Source organism: Siccibacter colletis (genome assembly GCF_025914095.1).
Lineage (GTDB): Bacteria > Pseudomonadota > Gammaproteobacteria > Enterobacterales > Enterobacteriaceae > Siccibacter > Siccibacter colletis.
Map to the genome: position 1 here is coordinate 2,810,388 of NZ_CP074352.1, position 21,692 is coordinate 2,832,079.

Here is a 21,692-nt window from a genome sequence, read left to right on the forward strand (position 1 = left end):
GGCATTCTTCAGGCTATAGCCTTACAGGATCAATCACCACCTCCCAAGGAGGTGGTTTAAGGGTGACAATAAAAAAGCCGCCCGGAGGCGGCTTTTTAGCGTTTGCTGAATTACATCAGCGGCTGTGCCATCTGCACCAGCGTAATCAGCGGCTGCGGCCAGACGCCGAGAACCAGTACCAGCAGAGCAGAAATCAGCACTACGATACCGCCCGCGCTGTAGGCCCAGTCAGACGGCGCATCGCGATTCAGCTGTTGCGGCGCGCTCAGGTAGAGGCTGACGGCAACGCGCAGGTAGTAGTAGAGACCGATCGCGGAACCCACCACTACGGCGGCAGTCAGCCACCACAGACCGTTCTGCACACCGACGGCCAGCACGTAGAACTTGCCGATAAAGCCGAGGGTCATCGGAATACCCGCCAGCGACAGCATCATTACCGTCATCACCGCTGACAGCACCGGACGGTGCCAGAACAGGCCGCGATAGGAGTAGAGCGAGTCGGCGTCCGGACCGCGATACGGGCTGGACATCAGGCTGACCACACCAAAGGCACCGAGGCTGCTGAACAGGTAACCCGCCAGATAAACCCCGACGGTTTCCATCGCCATCTGACCGCTCTGCAGGGCGATGAGCGCCACCAGCAAATAGCCAAGGTGAGAGATGGAGGAGTAGCCGAGCAGACGCTTGATGTTGCTCTGGCTCAGCGCCATCAGGTTACCGAACAGAATGGACGCAACGGCGATAATGCCGAGCACCACGCGCACCGCTTCGCTGTCACCCACCGGGGCGTAGAGGAACAGACGCATCACCACGCCAAAGATGGCGATTTTACTGGCGGTTGCCAGGAAAGTTGATACCGGCGCAGGCGCGCCCTGGTACACATCCGGCGTCCACAGGTGGAACGGCACTAGTGACAGCTTGAAGCCAAGACCGACGATCATCAGACCCAGGCCCGCCAGCAGCAGCGGTTCGTGCAGCATGTTGTCCGCCAGGCTCTTACCGAGCGCCAGGAACGACAGGCTGCCGGACTGGGCATACACCAGCGCCATACCGAACAGCAGGAAAGACGACGCAGCAGCGGACAGAATGGTGTACTTGATGGCCGCTTCCAGAGAGCGCTTCTGACGGAAGGCATAACCAACCAGGCCGAACAGCGGCAGCGAGATAAGCTCAATACCGAGGAACAGCGCCGCCAGATGGTTCGCATTCGCAAGCAGAATGCCGCCGAGGGCAGCAATCAGCACCAGCAGATAGAACTCTTCTTTGTTGTCGTTATAACCCTGCAGCCACGGGTAAGCGAAGGTGCAGGTCGCAAGGCTCGCCAGCAGCACAAGGCCAGTATAGAGCATTGCAAAGCCGTCAATTCGCATCAGCGGCGTAACGTCCATCGGGCCTGCCTGGCCCACAAACCACAGTGATACCAGCGCGGCGTTGAGGCCGATCACTGACAGCGTAGCGTTAAGAAAATGGTCGCGTCGCCATGCTATAGAGAGCATCACAACCACCACCGTCAATCCGACGATCAGCAGCGGGAGCAGCGCGATCAGATGTTGAGGAGTTATAGTCATGAGCGAGTTACGGCCTTGTAGTTGAAACGGAATTAACAAACCACTGCTGGATATTGCTCATCGCGGAGTGCGAGGTATCCAGAATCGGCTGCGGATAGATGCCCAGCAGCACCAGAAGCGCTACCAGCAACAGAATGATTAACAGCTCGCGCGCTGACATCCCACGGATATCCTGATTCGCCACTTCACTCTTCGCCTTACCGAAGTAAGCGCGGTGCAGCATCGCCAGCGAGTAAACCGAGGCGAAAACCAGGCCGAAGGTGGAGATCACGGTGATCACCGGCACGACCTGGAAGCTGCCGAACAGGATCATGAATTCGCCGACGAAGTTACCGGTCCCCGGCATCCCCAGGGTAGCGACCGCGAAGAACATCGACATTGCCGGCAGCCATTTAATCTTGCTCCACAGCCCGCCCATCAGGCGCATGTCACGCGTATGCAGACGCTCGTAAAGCTGACCGCAAAGAATGAACAGACCCGCCGCAGACAGACCGTGCGCAATCATCTGGATCACCGCGCCCTGGTACGCCAGTTGGCTGCCGGTGTAGATGGCAATCAGCACGAAGCCCATGTGCGAGACCGAGGTGTAAGCAATCAGGCGCTTAATGTCGTACTGGGTGAACGCCATCCACGCACCGTAGAAGATACCGATAACGCCAAGCCACATGGCAATTGGCGCAAACTCTGCAGACGCATTCGGGAACAGCGGCAGCGAGAAGCGCAGCAGACCGTAGGCCGCAGTTTTCAGCAGGATGCCCGCGAGATCAACGGACCCCGCCGTCGGTGCCTGGGAGTGTGCGTCCGGCAGCCAGCCGTGCAGCGGCACTACCGGCATTTTCACCGCAAAGGCGATGAAGAAGCCCAGCATCAGCAGCCATTCCACGCCGTGCGACATCGGCGTTTTCAGCAGATCCTGATAGTTGAAGGTCCAGACTCCGGTGGCGTTGTAGTGCACAAACACCAGCGCCAGGATGGCAATCAGCATCACCAGACCGCTCGCCTGGGTGTAGATGAAGAACTTGGTCGCCGCGGTGATACGTGTCTTCCCGTCAGAGGCTTTGTGACCCCAGAGCGCGATGAGGAAGTACATCGGCACCAGCATCATTTCCCAGAAGAAGAAGAACAGGAACATATCGATGGCAAGGAACACACCGATAACGCCGCCGAGGATCCACATCAGGTTGAGGTGGAAGAAGCCCTGGTATTTTTCGATTTCGTTCCAGGAACAAAGCACGGCCAGCACGCCCAGCAGGCCAGTGAGCACCACCATCAGCAGCGACAAACCGTCAATCGCCAGATGGATAGAGATGCCGAAACGTGGGATCCATTCCATCACAAACTCGGACTGCCACTGCGGTAAGCCCGCAGCCTGCGTCAGCGTATAGCCACCCTGCAACCAGAGTTGCAATCCGAGCGCCAGCGTCAGCCCCATAGTGATCAGCGCAATCCAGCGTGGAACCTTGACGCCGAAGCGTTCGGTCTGCCAGCAGAGGAAGCCGCCGATGAAGGGGATCAATATCAGCCAGGGTAATAACATGGCAATTTTTATTCCTTGTTTAAGTCCGGCTCAGGCTATCTACCCGCCCTGCTGAACCCCGGCTGTGCTCACAATCTTCACGTACATCAGTACGTTCCGGTTGTGGCGCGCAGGCGGTGTTCAGTCTGGCTTCGCCGATAACGCCTGTCCTTTCGGACTTGATTTCAACGAATTCTCACACGAGAAAATTCACTTCAGGCTCACAAACTCAACGCAATACCATCAGCAGGCCCAGCACCACAACGGCACCGATGCTCATCGAGGCGACGTACCAGCGCAGATAGCCGTTCTCGCTGAACACCAGGCCGCGGCCCGCGAGGCGAGACAGAATGGCCGGGGTGTTCATGACCGCGTTCAGCGGGTCGCGCTTGATAAGCCAGGCAATGCCGAGGAATGGCTTGATGAACACCTTGTCATACAGCCAGTCGAAGCCCCAGGCATGGAACCACCAGGTACCGAAGAAACGGCCCGGCGCGCTTTTCGCCACCGCGCTCACCAGCGAGCGTTTGCCCAGCCACAGCCATGCAGCGATCAGAATGCCCGCGATGGCGACCACGCCGGAGGTGATCTCCAGCGTCAGAACGCTGTCGTGCGCCAGTTCGGTGGTTTCCGGCAGTACACCGTGCAGCGGCGGAACGATCATCGCGCCCACAAAGGTAGAGAGGATCAGTAGCACAATCAGTGGCAGGTGATGGGTAATCCCCTTCCCGGCGTGCGCGTGGATCTGCGCTTTGCCGTGGAAAACGATGAAGATCATGCGGAAGGTGTAGAGCGACGTCATGAATGCGCCCACCAGACCGGCGATCATCAGGTTCATATGGCCGTTCGCCATCGCCCCGGCAAGGATTTCATCCTTACTAAAGAAGCCCGCCGTGATGAGCGGCAGCGCCGACAGCGCAGCGCCGCCAACCAGGAAGCAGGCATACACCAGCGGAATGGATTTACGCAGGCCACCCATTTTGAAGATGTTCTGCTCGTGGTGGCAGGCAAGGATCACCGAACCGGACGCGAGGAACAGCAGCGCTTTAAAGAACGCATGGGTCATCAGGTGGAAAATCGCGGCGTCCCACGCCTGAACGCCCAGCGCCAGGAACATGTAACCAATCTGGCTCATGGTGGAGTAAGCCAGCACGCGTTTGATGTCGGTCTGCACCAGCGCGGCGAAGCCGGCCATCAGCAGGGTAACCGCACCAATGATGCCGACCAGATGCAGCACTTCCGGCGTCATCAGGAACAGGCCGTGAGTACGGGCAATCAGGTAGACACCCGCGGTGACCATGGTCGCGGCGTGGATCAGCGCGGAGACCGGCGTCGGGCCAGCCATCGCGTCGGCAAGCCAGGTCTGCAGCGGCAGCTGCGCCGATTTACCCACCGCACCGCCCAGCAGCATCAGGGTCGCCCACATCAGCATATCGTTACCGGCCGCGAAGTGCGCCGGCGCCAGTTCCACCATTTCGCGGAAGTTCAGCGTGCCCAGCTCGTTGTAGAGGATGAACAGCGCGAAGGCGAGGAACACGTCCCCGACGCGGGTCACCACAAACGCTTTCATCGCTGCCGCGCCGTTCTTCGGATCGGTGTAGTAGAAACCAATCAGCAGATAGGAGCAGAGGCCCACGCCTTCCCAGCCGAGATACATCAGCAGCAGGTTATCGGCCAGCACCAGCACCACCATGCTCGCAATGAACAGGTTGGTGTAGGCGAAGAAGCGCGAATACCCTTCTTCACCGCGCATGTACCAGGAAGCGAACATGTGGATGAAGAAACCGACACCGGTCACCACAGAGAGCATGGTCAGCGACAGGCCGTCGAGCACCAGGTTAACGCCGATGTTGAAATCACCGACCGCCATCCAGGTCCAGAGCGGCTGGGTCCAGGGCTGTGCGCCCTGGCTGAAGAAGTCAACGCCAACAAAGACCGTGGTCAGTGCTGACAGGCCAACGGAACCCATCCCAATGGCTGCGGACAGATTTTCTGACCAGCGACCGCGGGAAAACGCGAGCAAAACAAAGCCAATCAATGGCCATAAAATGGTTAACGCGAGCATGTTCATCCGCGCATCTCACTTACTGAATCGATATTCAGACTCTGGCGACGACGATGAAGCTGCAGCAGCAGCGCAAGGCCGATACTGGCTTCGGCCGCCGCTAAGCTAATCGCCAGAATATACATTACCTGACCATCGGTCTGGCCCCAGTAGCTGCCTGCCACGACGAACGCCAGCGCGGCGGCGTTGATCATGATCTCAAGACCAATCAGCATAAACAGCAGGTTGCGACGGATCACCAGCCCGGTCAGTCCGAGGACAAACAGAATGGCGGCGAGGATCAGTCCATGTTGTAGTGGGATCATGCGTGCTCCTCCGGTTTTCTTTTCACGCTTTCAGCCGGGCGGTTGCTCAGCACTTCACCGGGACGCTCTTCACGACCGATGTGGAAGGCGACAACCAGCCCTGCCAGCAGCAGCATGGATGCCAGCTCAACGGCCAGAACGTACGGCCCGAACAGCGTGATACCCACTTCTTTGGCGCTGATTGGCGTACCGTCAATGCCCTGATCGTTGATGCCGAGAATGCTGTAGACGATCACCGCCAGCAGCACAGCGGACAGAATGCCCGGTCCGATCCAGATCTGCGGCTTCAGCCACTGGCGCTCCTGCTCAATCTCGGAGCCGCCCAGGTTCAGCATCATCACCACGAATACGAACAGCACCATGATGGCCCCGGCGTAAACGATGATCTCCAGCGCGCCCGCAAAGTGAGCGCCGATGGAGAAGAACACCCCGGCAATAGCCAGCAGAGAGATGATGAGATACAGCAGCGCATGTACCGGGTTGGTATGCGTGATCACCCGCAAGGTGGTCAGGACGGCCACAAGGGCGCAGATATAAAAAGCAAATTCCATTCCTGACTCCTTAAGGTAACAGGCCTTTGACGTCGACAGGCTTAGCTTCGTTTTCCGCGTCGCCCTTGTCTTTGCCGTCGATTGCCATACCCGCCATCCGGTAGAAGTTGTACTCCGGATATTTACCCGGGCCGGAAATCAGCAGATCCTCTTTTTCGTACACCAGATCCTGACGCTTGTACTCGCCCAGCTCAAAGTCCGGGGTAAGCTGAATCGCCGTGGTCGGGCACGCCTCTTCACACATCCCACAGAAGATGCAGCGTGAGAAGTTGATACGGAAAAACTCCGGATACCAGCGGCCATCGACGGTTTCGGCTTTCTGCAGAGAGATACAGCCTACCGGACAGGCTACCGCGCACAGGTTACAGGCCACGCAGCGCTCTTCGCCGTCCGGATCGCGCGACAGCACGATACGGCCACGGTAACGCGGTGCCAGGTAAACCGGCTCTTCCGGATACATACGCGTTTCGCGTTTCGCGAACGCGTGCAGGCCGATCATCCAGATACTGCGGACCTGGGTGCCGAACCCTACCACTAATTCTTTTAATGTCATGGTCAATTCGCCCCTTATTGCGCCTGCCAGAGAATGACAGCCGCCGTTACCAGCAAGTTGATCAGCGTCAGCGGCAGGCACACTTTCCAGCCGAAGGACATTACCTGGTCATAACGCGGACGCGGTAATGCTGCGCGGATCAGAATAAACATCATCATGAAGAACGCGGTTTTCAGCGCGAACCAGATGAATGGCGGTAACCACGGGCCATGCCAGCCACCAAAGAACAGGGTGACGATCAGTGCCGAAACGGTAACGATAGCGACGTATTCACCGACAAAGAACAGACCGAACTTCATACCGGAATATTCAATGTGGTAACCGTCGGCCAGCTCCTGCTCTGCTTCCGGCTGGTCAAACGGGTGACGGTGACACACCGCCACGCCGGCGATAGCAAAGGTAATAAAGCCAAAGAACTGCGGGATCACGTTCCAGATGTCGGCCTGATTGTTGACGATGTCGGTCATGTTGAACGAACCGGCCTGCGCCACCACGCCCATCAGGGAGAGTCCGAGGAACACTTCGTAGCTCAGGGTTTGCGCAGAGGCACGCATCGCACCGAGCAGCGAGTATTTGTTGTTACTCGCCCAGCCCGCAAACAGCACCGCGTAAACCGCCAGCCCTGCCATCATCAGGAAGAACAGGATGCCGATGTTGAGGTCGGCTACCACCCAGGTCGGACTGACCGGGACGATAGCAAACGCCAGCAGCAGCGAGGTAAAGGCGATCATCGGCGCAAGGGTAAAGATCATGCGGTCGGTAAAGCGCGGTACCCAGTCCTCTTTAAAGAACATCTTGATCATGTCCGCGACCAGCTGGAGTGAACCACCCCAGCCAACGCGGTTCGGCCCGTAACGGTTCTGGAACAGGCCGAGCAGACGACGCTCGCCAAAGCTCATGAACGCGCCGCAGATCACCACGACCAGCAGAATAACGATCGCTTTGAGAATGCTCAGCAGGATCTCGATAAGTTCCGGTGTAAACCAGCTCATGCGCGCGCCTCCTGCAGATTTTCAAGACGAGCCCCGGCAAGTACCGGCGCAATACCTGGCATTCCCATCGGCAGACCCACCTGCCCTTCTACCAGCCCTTCAGAGATGACCAGCGGCAGGCTGATGGTCTGACCTTCGTAACTGAAGGAGACTTTCGCACCGGCGTTCACGCCAAGCTTCGCGGCATCCGCCGGATTAAGCTTGATGTACGGCTCCGGCATACGCTGCTGGAATACCGGCGAACGCTGCGACATCTCGTCACTACCAAACAGGTGATAGTACGGGGCAATCAGCCATTTTCCGTCCTGCGCTTCGAAGCGCGCCGGAACCTGAGCGAAGTAATCGATACCGGTTTCTGAGGCTTCGATAAGACGCACGCCAGGGTCACCGTGACGCAGTGAACCGCCCACTTCGGCCTGGAATTTGTTCCATGCCTGCGGGGAGTTCCAGCCTGGCGCCCAGGCAAACGGGATCTGCGAACGCGGAGCAGACGGCTGGTTGTTACCTTCCATTGAGAAGGCGAACATGGTGTCTTTATCCTGCGGCTGACGCGGTTCGTGTACGCTGATGTTGGCACGCATCGCGGTACGACCGCTGTAGCGGTGCGGTTCACGCGCCAGTTTCTGACCACGAATACGGAACGACGCTTCTGGCGCAGCATCTTTAATGCCTGCGAGCTGCGGCAGCGCGGTGATGGCCGCATCGATAACGTGGTCGAGCTGGGTCCAGTCAACCTCGCGGTTGGTGACGGTGCTGTGCAGCGAATGCAGCCAGCGCCAGCTTTCCAGCATGATCGCGTTGCTGTCGTAGTACGCCGGGTCATACACCTGGAAGAAGCGCTGGGCGCGACCTTCGTTGTTGATCACCGTGCCGTCGCTCTCGGCAAAGCTTGCCGTGGAGAGCACCAGGTGCGCGTGTTCCATGATGGCGGTGCGCTGGTGATCGATAACCAGTACCAGTGGCGCTTTCGCCAGCGCAGCGTCGACGCGCGCGGCGCTGGCGTGACGATGCAGATCGTTCTCCAGCACCACCACCGCATCTGCGGCACCGGTTTCCAGTTCGCTTAACGCGTCGTCCAGCGAGCCGCCACCGATCATACCGAGGCCGACGCTGTTTACCGCGCGGGCAATCATGGTAATACCCACGTCTGCGCCGCGACCTTTCAGGGCTTTCGCCACGTTCGCCGCCGCCTGCAGCATTTCCACGCTACCGGCGTTAGTCCCAGAGATAATCAGCGGTTTTTTCGCCCCGGCCAGCGCCTGAACGATGACGTCTACTTTGTTCTGCAGATCGCTGGAAAGACCTTCGACCGCCGGGGAAGCGCTGTCGAGGGCATGAGCAACGGCAAAACCGAGACGCGCCTGATCTTCAACCGGCGCGCGATAGGTCCACGCAGCGATATCGTCCAGACGGGTGCTGTCAACGTTGGTCACAAACAGCGGATGTTTCGCATGCTGACCGATGTTCAGAATGGCCGCAATCTGCCAGTCGGCCACTTTCTGTGCCGCTGCCATCTCACGCGCTTTCCCTTTCACCGCCTGACGAACCGCCAGCGCAACGCGTGCGCCTGTCTGGGTAATGTCTTCGCCCAGCACCAGTACCGCATCGTAGGATTCGATTTCACGCAGCGCCGGGGTGCGAATGCCGCTTTCACGCAGCAGTTTCAGCATCAGCTGCAGACGTTCCTGCTCGCCCGCCGCAATCCCGGTATAGAAGTTTTCCGCACCGACCAGCTCACGCAGCGCAAAGTTGCTCTCGACGCTGGCGCGCGGGGAACCGATACCGATCACTTTCTTCGACTGGCGCAGGATATCCGCCGCGCCCTGCATTGCCTGCTCGGCGTTGAGGGTGATGAGGTCGTTGCCACGACGCTGAACCGGCTGACGCGGACGGTCTTTCAGGTTCACATAGCCATAGCCAAAACGACCGCGATCGCACAGGAAGTAGTGGTTAACGGTACCGTTGTAGCGGTTTTCGATACGGCGCAGTTCACCGTAGCGCTCGCCCGGGCTGGTGTTACAGCCGAGAGAGCACTGCTGGCAGATGCTCGGTGCGAACTGCATGTCCCACTTACGGTTGTAGCGCTCGGAGTGCGTTTTATCGGTGAAGACGCCGGTCGGGCAAATCTCAACCAGGTTGCCGGAAAACTCGCTTTCCAGCGTGCCGTCTTCCGGACGACCGAAGTAGACGTTGTCATGCGCGCCGTAAACGCCCAGATCTTTGCCGTCCGCATAGTCTTTGTAGTAGCGCACACAACGGTAGCAGGCGATGCAGCGGTTCATTTCATGAGAGATGAACGGCCCCAGATCCTGATTGCGGTGGGTACGCTTAGTGAAACGGTAGCGACGGAAGCTATGACCGGTCATTACGGTCATATCCTGCAGGTGGCAGTTGCCCCCCTCTTCACAGACCGGACAGTCGTGCGGGTGGTTAGTCATCAACCACTCCACCACGCTTTCGCGGAACTGTTTTGCTTCGCCATCGTCAATAGAGATAAAGGTCCCGTCGGATGCCGGTGTCATACAGGACATCACCAGACGACCGCGAGTATCTTCTGCGTTCTGATATTGCTTTACCGCGCACTGGCGGCAGGCGCCAACGCTTCCCAGCGCCGGGTGCCAGCAAAAGTAAGGAATATCGAGGCCAAGCGACAGACATGCCTGTAACAGGTTGTCCGCACCGTCTACCTCATATTCTTTGCCGTCTACATGAATCGTAGCCATAGTCAGCATGCTTCCAGTTATCCCAGCTAAACGCTGAGCGTTAATCAAAATTCTTTCGTTATTTCACTCCCCTCACCCGTTTCTTCCGCGAAAGAGCGTCAGGCTGAGGGAGTGAAAACGATCACCAGCGTGCTTTTAACAGGTTAGGCTGAATCCCGCTGATATGACGGGTATTGCTGAAGTCCTGTTTGATGCCCGCTTCGAATTCGTCACGGAAATATTTAATCGCGCTTTGCAGCGGCTCTACGGCGCCTGGCGCGTGGGCACAGAAGGTTTTACCCGGACCGAGGAAGCGACACAGCTGCTCAAGCGTCTCGATATCCCCCGGTTGCCCTTCCCCACGCTCAAGCGCGCGCAGGATCTTCACGCTCCACGGCAGGCCGTCGCGACATGGCGTACACCAGCCGCAGGACTCGCGCGCGAAAAACTCTTCCAGGTTACGCACCAGCGGCACCATACCAATTTCATGGTCGACGGCCATCGCCAGCGCTGTACCCAGACGGCTGCCCGCTTTACCGATGCTTTCGAATTCCATTGGCAAATCGAGGTGTGATTCGGTCAGGAAGTCAGTACCCGCGCCACCCGGCTGCCAGGCTTTGAACTTCAGGCCATCGCGCATACCACCAGCGTAATCCTCAAGGATTTCACGAGCAGTGGTGCCAAACGGCAATTCCCAGACGCCAGGATTTTTCACGCGACCGGAGAAGCCCATCAGCTTGGTGCCCGCGTCTTTGCTGGTAGAGATGTTCTGATACCATTCGACGCCGTTTGCGAGAATAGCCGGCACGTTACACAGGGTTTCTACGTTGTTGACGCAGGTTGGCTTGCCCCACACGCCGCTGCTCGCCGGGAACGGCGGCTTGGAACGTGGGTTGGCACGACGCCCTTCGAGGGAGTTGATGAGTGCAGTTTCTTCGCCACAGATGTAACGCCCTGCGCCGGTATGAACAAACAGCTCAAAATCGAAACCGGTGCCGAGGATGTTTTTCCCAAGCAGGCCCGCTTCGGTCGCTTCCGCGATGGCGCGACGCAGGCGATCGGCGGCTTCGATGTACTCGCCGCGCAGGAAGATATAGCCGCGGTACGCTTTCAGCGCGAAGGCGGAGATCAGCATGCCTTCGACCAGCAGGTGCGGCAGTTGCTCCATCAGCAGGCGGTCTTTATAGGTGCCCGGCTCCATTTCATCCGCATTGCATAGCAGGTAGCGAATGTTCATGGATTCGTCTTTCGGCATCAGGCTCCACTTCAGACCGGTGGAAAAGCCTGCGCCGCCGCGCCCTTTCAGGCCAGCGTCTTTTACCGCATTCACGATGTCATCCGGCGCCATGCCGGTCAGGGCTTTACGCGCGCCTTCATAACCGTTTTTGCTGCGATACTCTTCGAGCCACACCGGTTGTTTGTCGTCGCGCAGTCGCCACGTCAGCGGATGGGTCTCGGCAGTACGAATAATTGTCTTCATTTATACTGCTCCAGCAGGTTGGGGATCCCCTCCGGCGTCAGATAGCTGTGAGTATCCTCATCAATCATCATGGTCGGACCGCGGTCGCAGTTGCCCAGGCAGCAGGTCGGCAGCAGCGTGAAACGGCCGTCGAATGTGGTCTGGCCCGGCTTAATGCTCAGGTGCTTTTCAATCGCCGACTGAATGCCCTGGTAGCCGGTGATGTGACACACTACGCTGTCGCAGTAGCGAATGACATGACGGCCCACCGGCTGACGGAAGATCTGGCTATAGAACGTCGCCACGCCTTCTACGTCGCTTGCCGGAATACCCAGCACGTCGGCGATGGCGTAGATCGCGCCATCCGGCACCCAGCCACGCTGTTTCTGTACGATTTTCAGCGCTTCAATGGACGCCGCACGCGGGTCTTCGTAGTGGTGCTTTTCGTGCTCAATTGCCTCACGCTCTGCCGCACTCAGCTCAAAAGCCTCGGTTTGTGGTTGTTGATTCTCGTGCATAATTAGCGGTCCACATCTGACATAACAAAATCGATACTACCCAGATAGACGATCAGGTCGGACACCAGGCTGCCGCGGATCACAGACGGGATCTGCTGCAGGTGCGGGAAGCTTGGAGTACGGACGCGGGTACGGTAGCTCATGGTGCTGCCGTCGCTGGTCAGGTAGTAACTGTTGATCCCTTTGGTCGCCTCGATCATCTGGAAGGATTCGTTGGCCGGCATTACCGGACCCCAGGAAACCTGCAGGAAGTGAGTGATCAGGGTTTCGATATGCTGAAGCGTGCGCTCTTTCGGCGGCGGCGTGGTCAGCGGGTGATCCGCTTTGAACGGGCCTTCCGGCATGTTGTTGAGGCACTGCTCAAGAATACGCAGGCTCTGGCGCAGCTCTTCCACTTTCAGCATCACGCGGGTGTAAGCATCACTGACGCCGCCGCCCACCGGAATTTCGAAGTCGAAGTTTTCATAGCCAGAGTAAGGACGCGCCTTACGCACGTCGAAGTCGATCCCGGTGGCGCGCAGACCTGCGCCGGTGGTGCCCCACTCCAGCGCTTCTTTCGCGCCGTAAGCGGCCACGCCCTGAGAGCGCCCTTTCAGAATGGTGTTGCGCAGCGCCGCTTTCTCGTAAGAATCCAGACGCTTCGGCATCCACTCAAGGAACTCGCGCAGCAGGCGATCCCAGCCGCGCGGCAGGTCATGCGCCACGCCGCCGATGCGGAACCAGGCCGGGTGCATACGGAAACCGGTGATCGCTTCAACCAGATCGTAGATTTTCTGACGGTCGGTAAAGGCGAAGAATACCGGCGTCATCGCACCGACGTCCTGAATAAAGGTCGAGATATAGAGCAGATGGCTGTTGATGCGGAACAGCTCGGAGAGCATCACGCGAATCACGTTAACGCGATCCGGCACTACGATACCCGCCAGTTTTTCCACGGCCAGCACGTAAGGCATTTCGTTCACGCAGCCGCCGAGGTATTCGATACGGTCAGTGTACGGAATGTAGCTGTGCCAGGACTGACGTTCGCCCATCTTCTCAGCACCACGGTGGTGGTAGCCAATATCCGGTACGCAATCGACAATCTCTTCGCCATCAAGCTGAAGGATGATACGGAATGCACCGTGCGCCGACGGGTGGTTCGGGCCGAGGTTGAGGAACATGAAGTCCTCGTTGTCGGTCCCGCGCTTCATGCCCCAGTCTTCCGGCTTGAAGGTCAGCGCTTCCATCTCCAGATCCTGCTTCTGCTTTGTCAGCTCGAAGGGATCGAATTCGGTAGCGCGCGCCGGGTAGTCTTTACGCAGCGGGTGCCCTTCCCAGGTCGGCGGCATCATGATACGCGTCAGGTGCGGATGACCGTTAAAGGTGATGCCGAACATCTCCCAGGTTTCACGCTCGTACCAGTTGGCATTCGGGAACAGTTTGGTGAAGGTCGGCACGTTGAGATCGTTTTCGCTCAGCGCTACTTTGAGCATGATGTCGCGATTGCGGTCGAGGGACATCAGATGATAGAAAACGGAAAAATCCGCGGCAGGTAAACCCGCGCGGTGGGTGCGTAGACGCTCATCCATGCCATGCAGGTCGAAAAGCATGACATAAGGTTTCGGGAGTTTCTTTAAGAAATCGCCAACTTCCAGTAATTGCTCACGCTTAACCCAGACCACCGGAACCCCGGTGCGGGTAGCCTGAACAGAAAAAGCATCCGGCCCAAAACGGTTACGCAGTTCGCCGATTACCGGATCGTCCAGATGATCGCGGGTTTGCCAGAAAGGCGTAGCGGCTTCATGCGCAGTTAAATCGGTCATAATGTTCACCATGTTAAATGGTTCAGTAGTGACTGGCAGATCGTGGCTTCGCGTTTTTGTTTAATAATGTGCGAAGTATTCCCTTCTTATTCAGCCACGCAGCAGGTTCCGCTGCGGCTTAATACGTCCGGGTCATCCACGCCCCGCAAGCGCAAATTAAATTTCGTCTGGTGTACGCAGGTTGGTGACCGCAATGCGCTCGCCGCGTTTACGCTCACGCTCTGACTGCATATTGGCGCGGTACACGCCCTGATCCCCGACCACCCATGAAAGCGGACGACGCTCTTTGCCGATGGACTCCTGCAGCAGCATCAGTGCCTGCATATAGGCTTCCGGACGCGGCGGACATCCCGGGATATACACATCAACCGGAAGGAACTTATCCACGCCCTGGACCACGGAATAGATATCGTACATGCCGCCGGAGTTGGCGCAGGCGCCCATAGAAATGACCCATTTTGGTTCGAGCATCTGGTCATAAAGACGCTGAATCACGGGTGCCATTTTGGTAAACGGCGTACCGGCGATAACCATCAGGTCGGCCTGACGCGGTGACGCACGCAGTACTTCCGCACCAAAACGCGCAACGTCGTGTACCGCAGTAAACGACGTCACCATTTCTACATAGCAGCATGAAAGGCCGAAGTTATAAGGCCAGATTGAGTTTTTACGGCCCCAGTTGACCATGCCGTGCAGGACATCTTCGAGCTTGCCCATGAACACGCTGCGGTTAACCTCTTGCTCCAGGGGATCCGGAACGATCTCCTGTTTTTGCAGGGGGTAACGGTCGTTCTCACCGTTAGGATCTATGCGGGTGAGCGTATAATCCATCTTATTGCCTCGCTGTTACTGCGTATGACGACTAGTGTCGCTGTCGGTTTCCGGGTTGATACGACTGCGGCGTGAGGCTGCAGGCGTCCAGTCCAGCGCGCCGATACGCACCAGATAAACCAGACCGGCCAGTAACACTAAAATGAAAATTGCGGCTTCAACGAAGCCGACCCATCCGCTTTCGCGAACCGATGTCGACCACGCGAAAAGATACAGGGCTTCTACGTCGAAGATGACAAAAAACATCGCCACAAGGTAGAACTTAGCGGACAGGCGCAGACGCGCTGTACCAACGGAGTCGATACCCGACTCGAAAGGCGTGTTTTTGTGCCGGGCTCTTGCGCGACCGCCGAGGAACCAGGCCCCGAGCAGCATCAGACAGCACAGGCCGATGGCGACAATAAGAAAGATTGCGAATGCCCAGTGATGAGCGATGACTTCAGTGGATGTTGACATACTCATTGCTTACTCATCAAAAGTGATGCGGAAAATCTCTACTCTTATTGGCAGATGAACATCACATCGATTCATGGGGAGGAACAAAGAAACCGTACAATCATTGCCGGAAAACGTGACTTAGGCAGCAAATTGATGTGGTTTTTTACTCCTTTCTATAACCTTTTGTCAACTTTAACAAAAGTATCCTCACATTAATTTACATCGGCCTCATTTCATTAACATTTCATGCCCTTTTTGCCCCTGAGATGTACAGGGGTAAGCGTAATCCATGTTGTTGAATCGTGTCCGTTGATGGAGGAAATAAAAAATTACCCCTCTATTTTGGCAGGAATTCTCAACTATTCATCCCCCTCAACAGGGGTATTTTCTTGATCTGAGACACGCTTTTGTTAATTCCCTCAAAAAAGCAGCAACAAACGAGGTTAATTTTTAACAATAAGTGCCCCTTTGCGCAGCTTGCAATAGCGAGTGAAATTTGCTCAACGGCGCGCAAAAGCCCTTGCAGAGCATAAGGAATACGGGGTGTGCGGAAGGATGAAATTTGGAATATGTAAAAAACGCGCCCCTGAAATGCAAAATGTTTTCAGGGGCGCGTTTTTAGCAATTAACAAATTGTTACTATTCCTGAAGGGTTATTCACTGATGCTACCGTCCAGCAGCACGCTGTCATCCCCGCCATCGACCGGGGCCGTATAGCGCCACGGCGTCTGAAGACTCTCCATCGCTTCAAAAATAACGTCTGCCAGCTCGTTCTGGCTGTTGGGATTGCGTGAAAGGTGATATTCCGTTTCCGGCAACTGCGGCAGCCCTTCGCTTTGCCCCAGCACACGCAGTTCCGGGCTCATCATCTCCACCGGCCGTGCGGTAATACCCAATCCCGCCTTCACCGCGGCACGCATAGCAGGCAGCGTCGAAGCAACATAGGCGATGCGCCACGACAGACCGGCTTCGTTGAGCTTTGCCAGCAGCAGGTCGCGACACGGACTCGGATCGTCAAGCAGCACCAGCGGGATGGGTTCCCCGGGTTGCAGGATGTAATCCGCTGCGCAGTACCACAGCGTCGGCGACGTGCGTAGCACCACGCTTTCGCCCTGAAGCTGACGATGCGCGGTGATAATCAGGTCAACCTCCTGTTGCGCCAGCATATCCTGCATCTGGGGGTTGCGCTTCACGCGCACATCCAGTGCAAGCTTCGGATAAACCGAAGTGATGCGGCTTAACACGAACGGCAGGATGGTATCAGCGGTTTCGTCTGACGCCCCAAGCGTAAGCACGCCCTGCAGGTTGCTAAACATTAGCGACATGCAAGCTTCATCATTGAAGCGCAGAATTTTTCTGGCGTAGCCCAGAAGCTGAATTCCGTGCTCGGTCAGTAATTTGTTACGGCCATGCCTGGCGAAGAGTTCCTTGCCGACCAACTGCTCCAGACGCTGCATTTGTTGACTCACCGCAGACTGAGTACGACTTACTGCCACCGCAGCGGCAGCGAAAGTATTCAGGTCAGCGACCGCAACAAAGGTTCTCAGCAGATCGAGGTCGAGATTGAGTATCGGACGATTTGCATTAATCATATTGTTATTCACTGTCAGGTCGCTCGTCTGGAGCTGCCCCGGCCTATTGCTATGTGTTATTGGAAAATTAAGGAATTCCATTTAAAAAATGCGTCCACGGGTTAAATCTGTCTGCCAGCGGTGAGACGGTTTATTTATATAAATTTGCATTAAAGGAGCGCGAGCGGAGCGCGTTCGCTACAAAAAAATATTTAACCCGGGCTACAACATACAAACTTTCAGGTGGTTATACCAGTCTAACGATAAATATGAGGCAACATTAGTAAATATGACCGGTGTTTACCCGGTTAAACTTTACATAACATTTCGCGCTGCGGTTCTCAGCCGGAACAGCCACTCAGGCCTGAAAGGATCAGGAGCATTTACAACGACCTCCACTCTTAATAGCGGTACTTCCCACTGTGCAACACTGGCTTACCACACCGAAGCGCTAATCTTAACCTAAATCACCACTTTTTATAAGCGTATAAGCGCAATTCTTACCATTACTTACAGCCGGAATGAGATGTATTCTTTCCCGACCCTTTATTTCCCGTCTGTCTTGTCACTTAAGATAAAATAACGCTAACTAATTTCGTTCGTTTTCAATTAACCGTTATAACCGTGTTTCGACAAATTTAATTAAGCTGCCAGGGGGAAGATGGCGTTCTGCTACCGGGGTTAATTCATTTTTTCTGAGCTATTAGCGCGGTCATTTCAGGAGATTTAGCATAAAAAAACATAAAACCATGAGGTTACCAGAGAAACAACCAGTTGAAACTGGCGTACTGGTGACACCACCTGACCGAACATTGCTCTGCCATACATTACCCCAAACAGATTATCCAGCCAACTTTGCTCACAGTGTGCCATTGCTAAAAATAAAATGCTGCCCGCTGCGCTGTCAGACTTCAAAACCGCCGGTGTGAAGAGTACATTGTCGCCATCTCGCTTCCATGGCAGGAAGCGTCGCAACTGCTACAGGCCAAGAGTCATGTCACCAATTGAAAAATCCAGCAAGCTAGATAATGTCTGTTACGACATCCGCGGGCCGGTTCTCAAAGAGGCAAAGCGCCTCGAAGAAGAAGGCAATAAAGTCCTGAAACTGAACATCGGTAATCCGGCACCGTTCGGCTTCGACGCGCCGGACGAAATTCTCGTCGATGTCATTCGCAATTTGCCGACCGCGCAGGGTTACTCGGACTCCAAAGGCCTCTATTCAGCCCGCAAAGCCATCATGCAGCACTATCAGGCGCGGGATATGCGCGATGTTACCGTAGAAGATATCTATATTGGTAACGGCGTGTCAGAGCTGATCGTGCAATCGATGCAGGCGCTGCTGAACAGCGGCGACGAGATGCTGGTGCCGGCCCCGGATTATCCACTCTGGACCGCAGCGGTCGCGCTATCCAGCGGTAAAGCCGTGCATTATCTGTGCGATGAATCATCGGACTGGTTCCCCGATCTGGACGACATTCGTGCCAAAATCACGCCGCGCACCCGGGGCATTGTCATTATCAACCCGAACAACCCTACCGGCGCGGTGTACTCCAGAGAGTTGTTGATGGAAGTGGTGGAAATCGCCCGTCAGCACAACCTCATCATCTTTGCCGATGAGATTTACGACAAAATTCTTTACGACGAGGCGGAGCATCACTCCATCGCCGCGCTGGCCCCTGACCTGTTGACCGTCACCTTCAACGGCCTGTCGAAAACCTACCGCGTGGCGGGCTTCCGCCAGGGCTGGATGGTGCTTAACGGCCCGAAAAAGCACGCAAAAGGCTATATCGAAGGGCTGGAGATGCTGGCGTCGATGCGCCTGTGCGCCAACGTACCAGCGCAACACGCCATCCAGACCGCGCTTGGCGGCTATCAGAGCATCAGCGAATTCATCGCACCGGGGGGCCGCCTGTTTGAGCAGCGTAACCGGGCATGGGAGCTTATTAATGAGATCCCGGGCGTGAGCTGCGTGAAGCCTAAAGGCGCACTCTATATGTTCCCGAAAATCGACGCAAAGCGCTTCAATATTCACGATGATCAGAAAATGGTGCTCGATTTCCTGCTGCAGGAAAAAGTGCTGCTGGTCCAGGGCACCGCCTTTAACTGGCCATGGCCGGACCATGTGCGCATCGTGACGCTGCCGCGCATTGATGAGCTGGATATGGCCATCACCAAATTTGGCCGCTTCCTCTCAGGCTACCACCAGTAAGCCGCAGGGGGAGGATTTGCATCTTCCCCCCGCTGCCAGCACAATGGCTCTCCAGTTGTCACCGATCGAGAGTGCTATGAACCAGAGCCATTTTTTTGCCTACCTGTCCCGCCTCAAACTAATCAATCGCTGGCCGCTGATGCGCAACGTGCGCACCGAGAACGTGTCTGAACACAGTCTGCAGGTGGCGATGGTCGCTCACGCGCTTGCCGTGATCAAAAACCGTAAATTTGGCGGCGCGCTTAACGCCGAGCGCATTGCCTTGCTGGCGATGTATCACGATGCCAGCGAAGTGCTGACCGGCGATCTGCCGACGCCGGTGAAATACTTCAACAGCCAGATTGCGCAGGAATATAAAGCGATCGAGAAAATTGCCCAGCAGAAGCTGGTGGATATGGTGCCGGAAGAGTTACGGGATCTGTTCGCCCCGTTAATTGATGAGCATCATTACAGCGATGAAGAAAAAGCAATGGTCAAGCAGGCAGATGCGCTGTGTGCCTATCTTAAGTGCCTTGAAGAACTTTCCGCCGGCAACAACGAATTCAGGCTGGCGAAAAGTCGTCTGGAGAAAACGCTGGAATCGCGACGCAGCCAGGAAATGGATTATTTCATGGCGATGTTCGTTCCCAGCTTCCACCTTTCCCTCGATGAAATCAGCCAGGATTCACCGCTGTAATGCCATAACGGGGCGCGGTCGATGCGCCCTCAGAATGGAAACAGCAGCGGGATGACGATTACGCTCACCACCATCACGATGAGGGTGAATGGCACACCGATTTTCACAAAATCGCTGAAGCGATAATTCCCCGGTGCCAGCACCAGCGTATTTACCGGCGATGAAACCGGCGTCATAAACGCCGCGGACGCCGCCATCGCCACCACCATGGCAAACGGATACGGCGAGACACCCATAGACTTCGCCGCAGCCAGTGCAATCGGCGCCATCAGCACAGCGGTTGCGGTATTAGAGATAAACAGCCCGATGGCGGCGCACATGATAAACAGGCAAATCAGCATGCCGTAAGGCCCGTAGCCGCCCCCCACATCCATCAGCCCACGCACAATCAAATCCACCCCGCCGGTTTTCTGCAGCGCCTGCGCGAAAGGCATCATGCCGACGATGAGAATAATGCTCGGCCAGTGGATAGCCCGGTACGCGCTCTCCAAGGAAATACAGCGGAATTTGCCCATCAGCAGGCAGGCGATTATCGCCGCGATGGGATTGGGAATTTCATCGGTCAGCATCAGCGCGACCATCAGTACCAGGCAAAACAGCGCGTGGGGTGCCTGACTGTGCGCCGGGGAGGCATCGCTCTCCTCTACCGGCAGATTGAGCACCAGAAAGTTACGGTTGCGCTGCCCGAGCTGAGTGATAAGTTTCCAGTTCCCCACCACCAGCAGAATATCGCCCAGCCGCAGCGGCTCATCGGCCACGTTACCCGCCAGCGCCACGCCATCGCGTCGCAACCCAACCACGTTCAGCCCGTAACGGGTACGGAACGCGATTTCCCGCACGCTTTTCCCGGTCAACTCTGATTCCGGCACCAGCGAGACTTCCGCCATGCCTACGTCCAGGGCGTGGTCGGAGAAATAGTCGCCGCGCAACACCATCGGCTCCAGCAGCTGCTCGCTGCAGAACTGTCGCAGATCGACGTCCGAGGCGGACATATCGATCAACAGGACGTCCCGCTCGCGGAACTCGCTGACGCCCTGCACATCCACCATCACGCGACGAAAACGCCGCCAGCGCTCGACGCCAATGACGTTTGCCCCGTAACGCTCGCGCAGTTTCAGATCGTCCAGCCGTCGGCCAATCATCGGCGACCCGTGGCGCACCGCCAGCCGCCTCGCCCGCCCGGACAGGCGATAGGTTTTGATCAGTTCCCGAAACGTCGGGCGCTTCCAGTCGTCGCCCTGAACGACATCGTCCCGGCCCACCAGCGCAAAGCGCGCCACCAGCATATAGAGAATGCCGAGCATCAGGATTAATACCCCGAGCGGCGTCACGCTGAAGAAGTGAAAGCCCTCCAGCCCCTCACGCAGCAATTCGCTGTGCACCACAAGATTCGGCGGGGTAGCTACCAGCGTCATCATGCCGCTGATAAGGCCGGCAAAGCTGAGCGGCATCATCAGCCGCGCCGGGGAGGTTTTCATGCGCAGCGATACGCTGAGCACCACCGGGATAAAGATGGCCACCACGCCGGTGGAACTCATAAACGCCCCCAGTCCGGCCACGGTGAGCATCAGCAACACCAGCATTTTGGTTTCGCTGCTGCCGGCCACCTGCATCAGCCAGGCACCCATTTTTGTCGCGACGCCGGTACGAACCAGACCATCACCGATGATAAACAGCGCGGCAATCAGAATGACGTTAGGATCGCTGAACCCCGCCAGCGCCTCGCTCAGCGTCAGCGTTCCGCTAAGTACAAAGGCGACGATCACCAGCAGCGCCACGGCGTCCATGCGGACTTTACCGGTGGCAAACAGCACCACGGCAATGAAGAGAAGAGAAAGTACCCAGATCAATTCGCTGTTCACATCCTGTCCCTGATGGTTAAACATGAAAAAAGCATCGCATAAAAAAGCCCCGGCGATGCGGGGCTACGTCATGT

At 56.7% G+C, this 21,692-nt stretch carries 17 protein-coding genes; 2 read left to right on the plus strand and 15 right to left on the minus strand.

Going from position 1 to position 21,692, the window contains the following annotated elements; all coding sequences use genetic code 11:
• Window positions 1–110: 110 nt before the first annotated feature.
• The 14 genes from nuoN to lrhA form a co-directional block, all read right to left on the minus strand.
• Window positions 111–1,568 (minus strand): NADH-quinone oxidoreductase subunit NuoN, encoded by a 1,458-nt coding sequence (gene nuoN, locus KFZ77_RS13535; protein WP_264384496.1) that lies wholly within the window; start codon window positions 1,566–1,568, stop codon window positions 111–113.
• A gap of 7 nt (window positions 1,569–1,575) precedes the next feature.
• Window positions 1,576–3,105, minus strand: a complete 1,530-nt coding sequence (gene nuoM, locus KFZ77_RS13540) for an NADH-quinone oxidoreductase subunit M (protein ID WP_264384497.1) — start codon at window positions 3,103–3,105, stop codon at window positions 1,576–1,578.
• Window positions 3,106–3,313: 208 nt separating this feature from the next.
• Complete coding sequence (gene nuoL / locus KFZ77_RS13545) at window positions 3,314–5,155, minus strand: NADH-quinone oxidoreductase subunit L (protein ID WP_264384498.1); 1,842 nt, start codon at window positions 5,153–5,155, stop codon at window positions 3,314–3,316.
• Complete coding sequence (gene nuoK / locus KFZ77_RS13550) at window positions 5,152–5,454, minus strand: NADH-quinone oxidoreductase subunit NuoK (RefSeq protein ID WP_023479838.1); 303 nt, start codon at window positions 5,452–5,454, stop codon at window positions 5,152–5,154. The genes nuoL and nuoK overlap by 4 nt, the downstream gene beginning before the upstream one ends.
• Window positions 5,451–6,005: an NADH-quinone oxidoreductase subunit J gene (gene nuoJ / locus KFZ77_RS13555; protein WP_031520584.1), complete on the minus strand. Its 555-nt coding sequence runs from the start codon at window positions 6,003–6,005 to the stop codon at window positions 5,451–5,453. The genes nuoK and nuoJ overlap by 4 nt, the downstream gene beginning before the upstream one ends.
• A gap of 10 nt (window positions 6,006–6,015) precedes the next feature.
• The gene (gene nuoI / locus KFZ77_RS13560; protein ID WP_264384499.1) at window positions 6,016–6,558 is read right to left on the minus strand and encodes an NADH-quinone oxidoreductase subunit NuoI; all 543 of its coding nucleotides are present in this window, start codon (window positions 6,556–6,558) and stop codon (window positions 6,016–6,018) included.
• Window positions 6,559–6,572: 14 nt separating this feature from the next.
• On the minus strand, window positions 6,573–7,550 hold the full coding sequence (gene nuoH, locus KFZ77_RS13565; RefSeq protein WP_264384500.1) for an NADH-quinone oxidoreductase subunit NuoH: 978 nt from the start codon (window positions 7,548–7,550) through the stop codon (window positions 6,573–6,575).
• The gene (nuoG, locus tag KFZ77_RS13570) at window positions 7,547–10,273 is read right to left on the minus strand and encodes an NADH-quinone oxidoreductase subunit NuoG (RefSeq protein ID WP_264384501.1); all 2,727 of its coding nucleotides are present in this window, start codon (window positions 10,271–10,273) and stop codon (window positions 7,547–7,549) included. Before nuoG ends, nuoH begins: the two co-directional genes overlap by 4 nt.
• A 121-nt stretch (window positions 10,274–10,394) precedes the next feature.
• Entirely contained in the window at window positions 10,395–11,732 is a 1,338-nt protein-coding gene (gene nuoF, locus KFZ77_RS13575; protein WP_264384502.1) for an NADH-quinone oxidoreductase subunit NuoF, read from the minus strand.
• The gene (gene nuoE / locus KFZ77_RS13580; RefSeq protein ID WP_031520574.1) at window positions 11,729–12,229 is read right to left on the minus strand and encodes an NADH-quinone oxidoreductase subunit NuoE; all 501 of its coding nucleotides are present in this window, start codon (window positions 12,227–12,229) and stop codon (window positions 11,729–11,731) included. Before nuoE ends, nuoF begins: the two co-directional genes overlap by 4 nt.
• A gap of 2 nt (window positions 12,230–12,231) precedes the next feature.
• Window positions 12,232–14,043: an NADH-quinone oxidoreductase subunit C/D gene (nuoC, locus tag KFZ77_RS13585; RefSeq protein ID WP_031520573.1), complete on the minus strand. Its 1,812-nt coding sequence runs from the start codon at window positions 14,041–14,043 to the stop codon at window positions 12,232–12,234.
• Window positions 14,044–14,187: 144 nt separating this feature from the next.
• Entirely contained in the window at window positions 14,188–14,862 is a 675-nt protein-coding gene (gene nuoB, locus KFZ77_RS13590) for an NADH-quinone oxidoreductase subunit NuoB (protein ID WP_031520572.1), read from the minus strand.
• Window positions 14,863–14,877: 15 nt separating this feature from the next.
• A complete protein-coding gene (gene nuoA, locus KFZ77_RS13595) occupies window positions 14,878–15,324 on the minus strand; it encodes an NADH-quinone oxidoreductase subunit NuoA (RefSeq protein ID WP_031520571.1) in 447 nt (148 codons plus the stop codon).
• 629 nt (window positions 15,325–15,953) lie between these two features.
• A complete protein-coding gene (lrhA, locus tag KFZ77_RS13600; RefSeq protein WP_031520570.1) occupies window positions 15,954–16,892 on the minus strand; it encodes a transcriptional regulator LrhA in 939 nt (312 codons plus the stop codon).
• A 973-nt stretch (window positions 16,893–17,865) separates the two neighbouring features.
• Between lrhA and alaA the strand changes: the two genes are divergently transcribed.
• Window positions 17,866–19,080, plus strand: a complete 1,215-nt coding sequence (gene alaA, locus KFZ77_RS13605; RefSeq protein WP_264384503.1) for an alanine transaminase AlaA — start codon at window positions 17,866–17,868, stop codon at window positions 19,078–19,080.
• Window positions 19,081–19,156: 76 nt separating this feature from the next.
• The gene (gene yfbR / locus KFZ77_RS13610) at window positions 19,157–19,756 is read left to right on the plus strand and encodes a 5'-deoxynucleotidase (protein ID WP_264384504.1); all 600 of its coding nucleotides are present in this window, start codon (window positions 19,157–19,159) and stop codon (window positions 19,754–19,756) included.
• A gap of 29 nt (window positions 19,757–19,785) precedes the next feature.
• Here yfbR and KFZ77_RS13615 read toward each other — a convergent pair whose 3' ends face one another.
• Window positions 19,786–21,618: an SLC13 family permease gene (locus KFZ77_RS13615; protein WP_264384505.1), complete on the minus strand. Its 1,833-nt coding sequence runs from the start codon at window positions 21,616–21,618 to the stop codon at window positions 19,786–19,788.
• Window positions 21,619–21,692 lie beyond the last annotated feature (74 nt).

What these genes read in the sequence shown, in the direction of transcription:
- nuoN (WP_264384496.1), bottom strand. Translation starts at nt 1,568, where the DNA reads ATGACTATAACTCCTCAACATCTGATCGCGCTGCTCCCGCTGCTGATC.
- nuoM (WP_264384497.1), bottom strand. Translation starts at nt 3,105, where the DNA reads ATGTTATTACCCTGGCTGATATTGATCCCCTTCATCGGCGGCTTCCTC.
- nuoL (WP_264384498.1), bottom strand. Translation starts at nt 5,155, where the DNA reads ATGAACATGCTCGCGTTAACCATTTTATGGCCATTGATTGGCTTTGTT.
- nuoK (WP_023479838.1), bottom strand. Translation starts at nt 5,454, where the DNA reads ATGATCCCACTACAACATGGACTGATCCTCGCCGCCATTCTGTTTGTC.
- nuoJ (WP_031520584.1), bottom strand. Translation starts at nt 6,005, where the DNA reads ATGGAATTTGCTTTTTATATCTGCGCCCTTGTGGCCGTCCTGACCACC.
- nuoI (WP_264384499.1), bottom strand. Translation starts at nt 6,558, where the DNA reads ATGACATTAAAAGAATTAGTGGTAGGGTTCGGCACCCAGGTCCGCAGT.
- nuoH (WP_264384500.1), bottom strand. Translation starts at nt 7,550, where the DNA reads ATGAGCTGGTTTACACCGGAACTTATCGAGATCCTGCTGAGCATTCTC.
- nuoG (WP_264384501.1), bottom strand. Translation starts at nt 10,273, where the DNA reads ATGGCTACGATTCATGTAGACGGCAAAGAATATGAGGTAGACGGTGCG.
- nuoF (WP_264384502.1), bottom strand. Translation starts at nt 11,732, where the DNA reads ATGAAGACAATTATTCGTACTGCCGAGACCCATCCGCTGACGTGGCGA.
- nuoE (WP_031520574.1), bottom strand. Translation starts at nt 12,229, where the DNA reads ATGCACGAGAATCAACAACCACAAACCGAGGCTTTTGAGCTGAGTGCG.
- nuoC (WP_031520573.1), bottom strand. Translation starts at nt 14,043, where the DNA reads ATGGTGAACATTATGACCGATTTAACTGCGCATGAAGCCGCTACGCCT.
- nuoB (WP_031520572.1), bottom strand. Translation starts at nt 14,862, where the DNA reads ATGGATTATACGCTCACCCGCATAGATCCTAACGGTGAGAACGACCGT.
- nuoA (WP_031520571.1), bottom strand. Translation starts at nt 15,324, where the DNA reads ATGAGTATGTCAACATCCACTGAAGTCATCGCTCATCACTGGGCATTC.
- lrhA (WP_031520570.1), bottom strand. Translation starts at nt 16,892, where the DNA reads ATGATTAATGCAAATCGTCCGATACTCAATCTCGACCTCGATCTGCTG.
- alaA (WP_264384503.1), top strand. Translation starts at nt 17,866, where the DNA reads ATGTCACCAATTGAAAAATCCAGCAAGCTAGATAATGTCTGTTACGAC.
- yfbR (WP_264384504.1), top strand. Translation starts at nt 19,157, where the DNA reads ATGAACCAGAGCCATTTTTTTGCCTACCTGTCCCGCCTCAAACTAATC.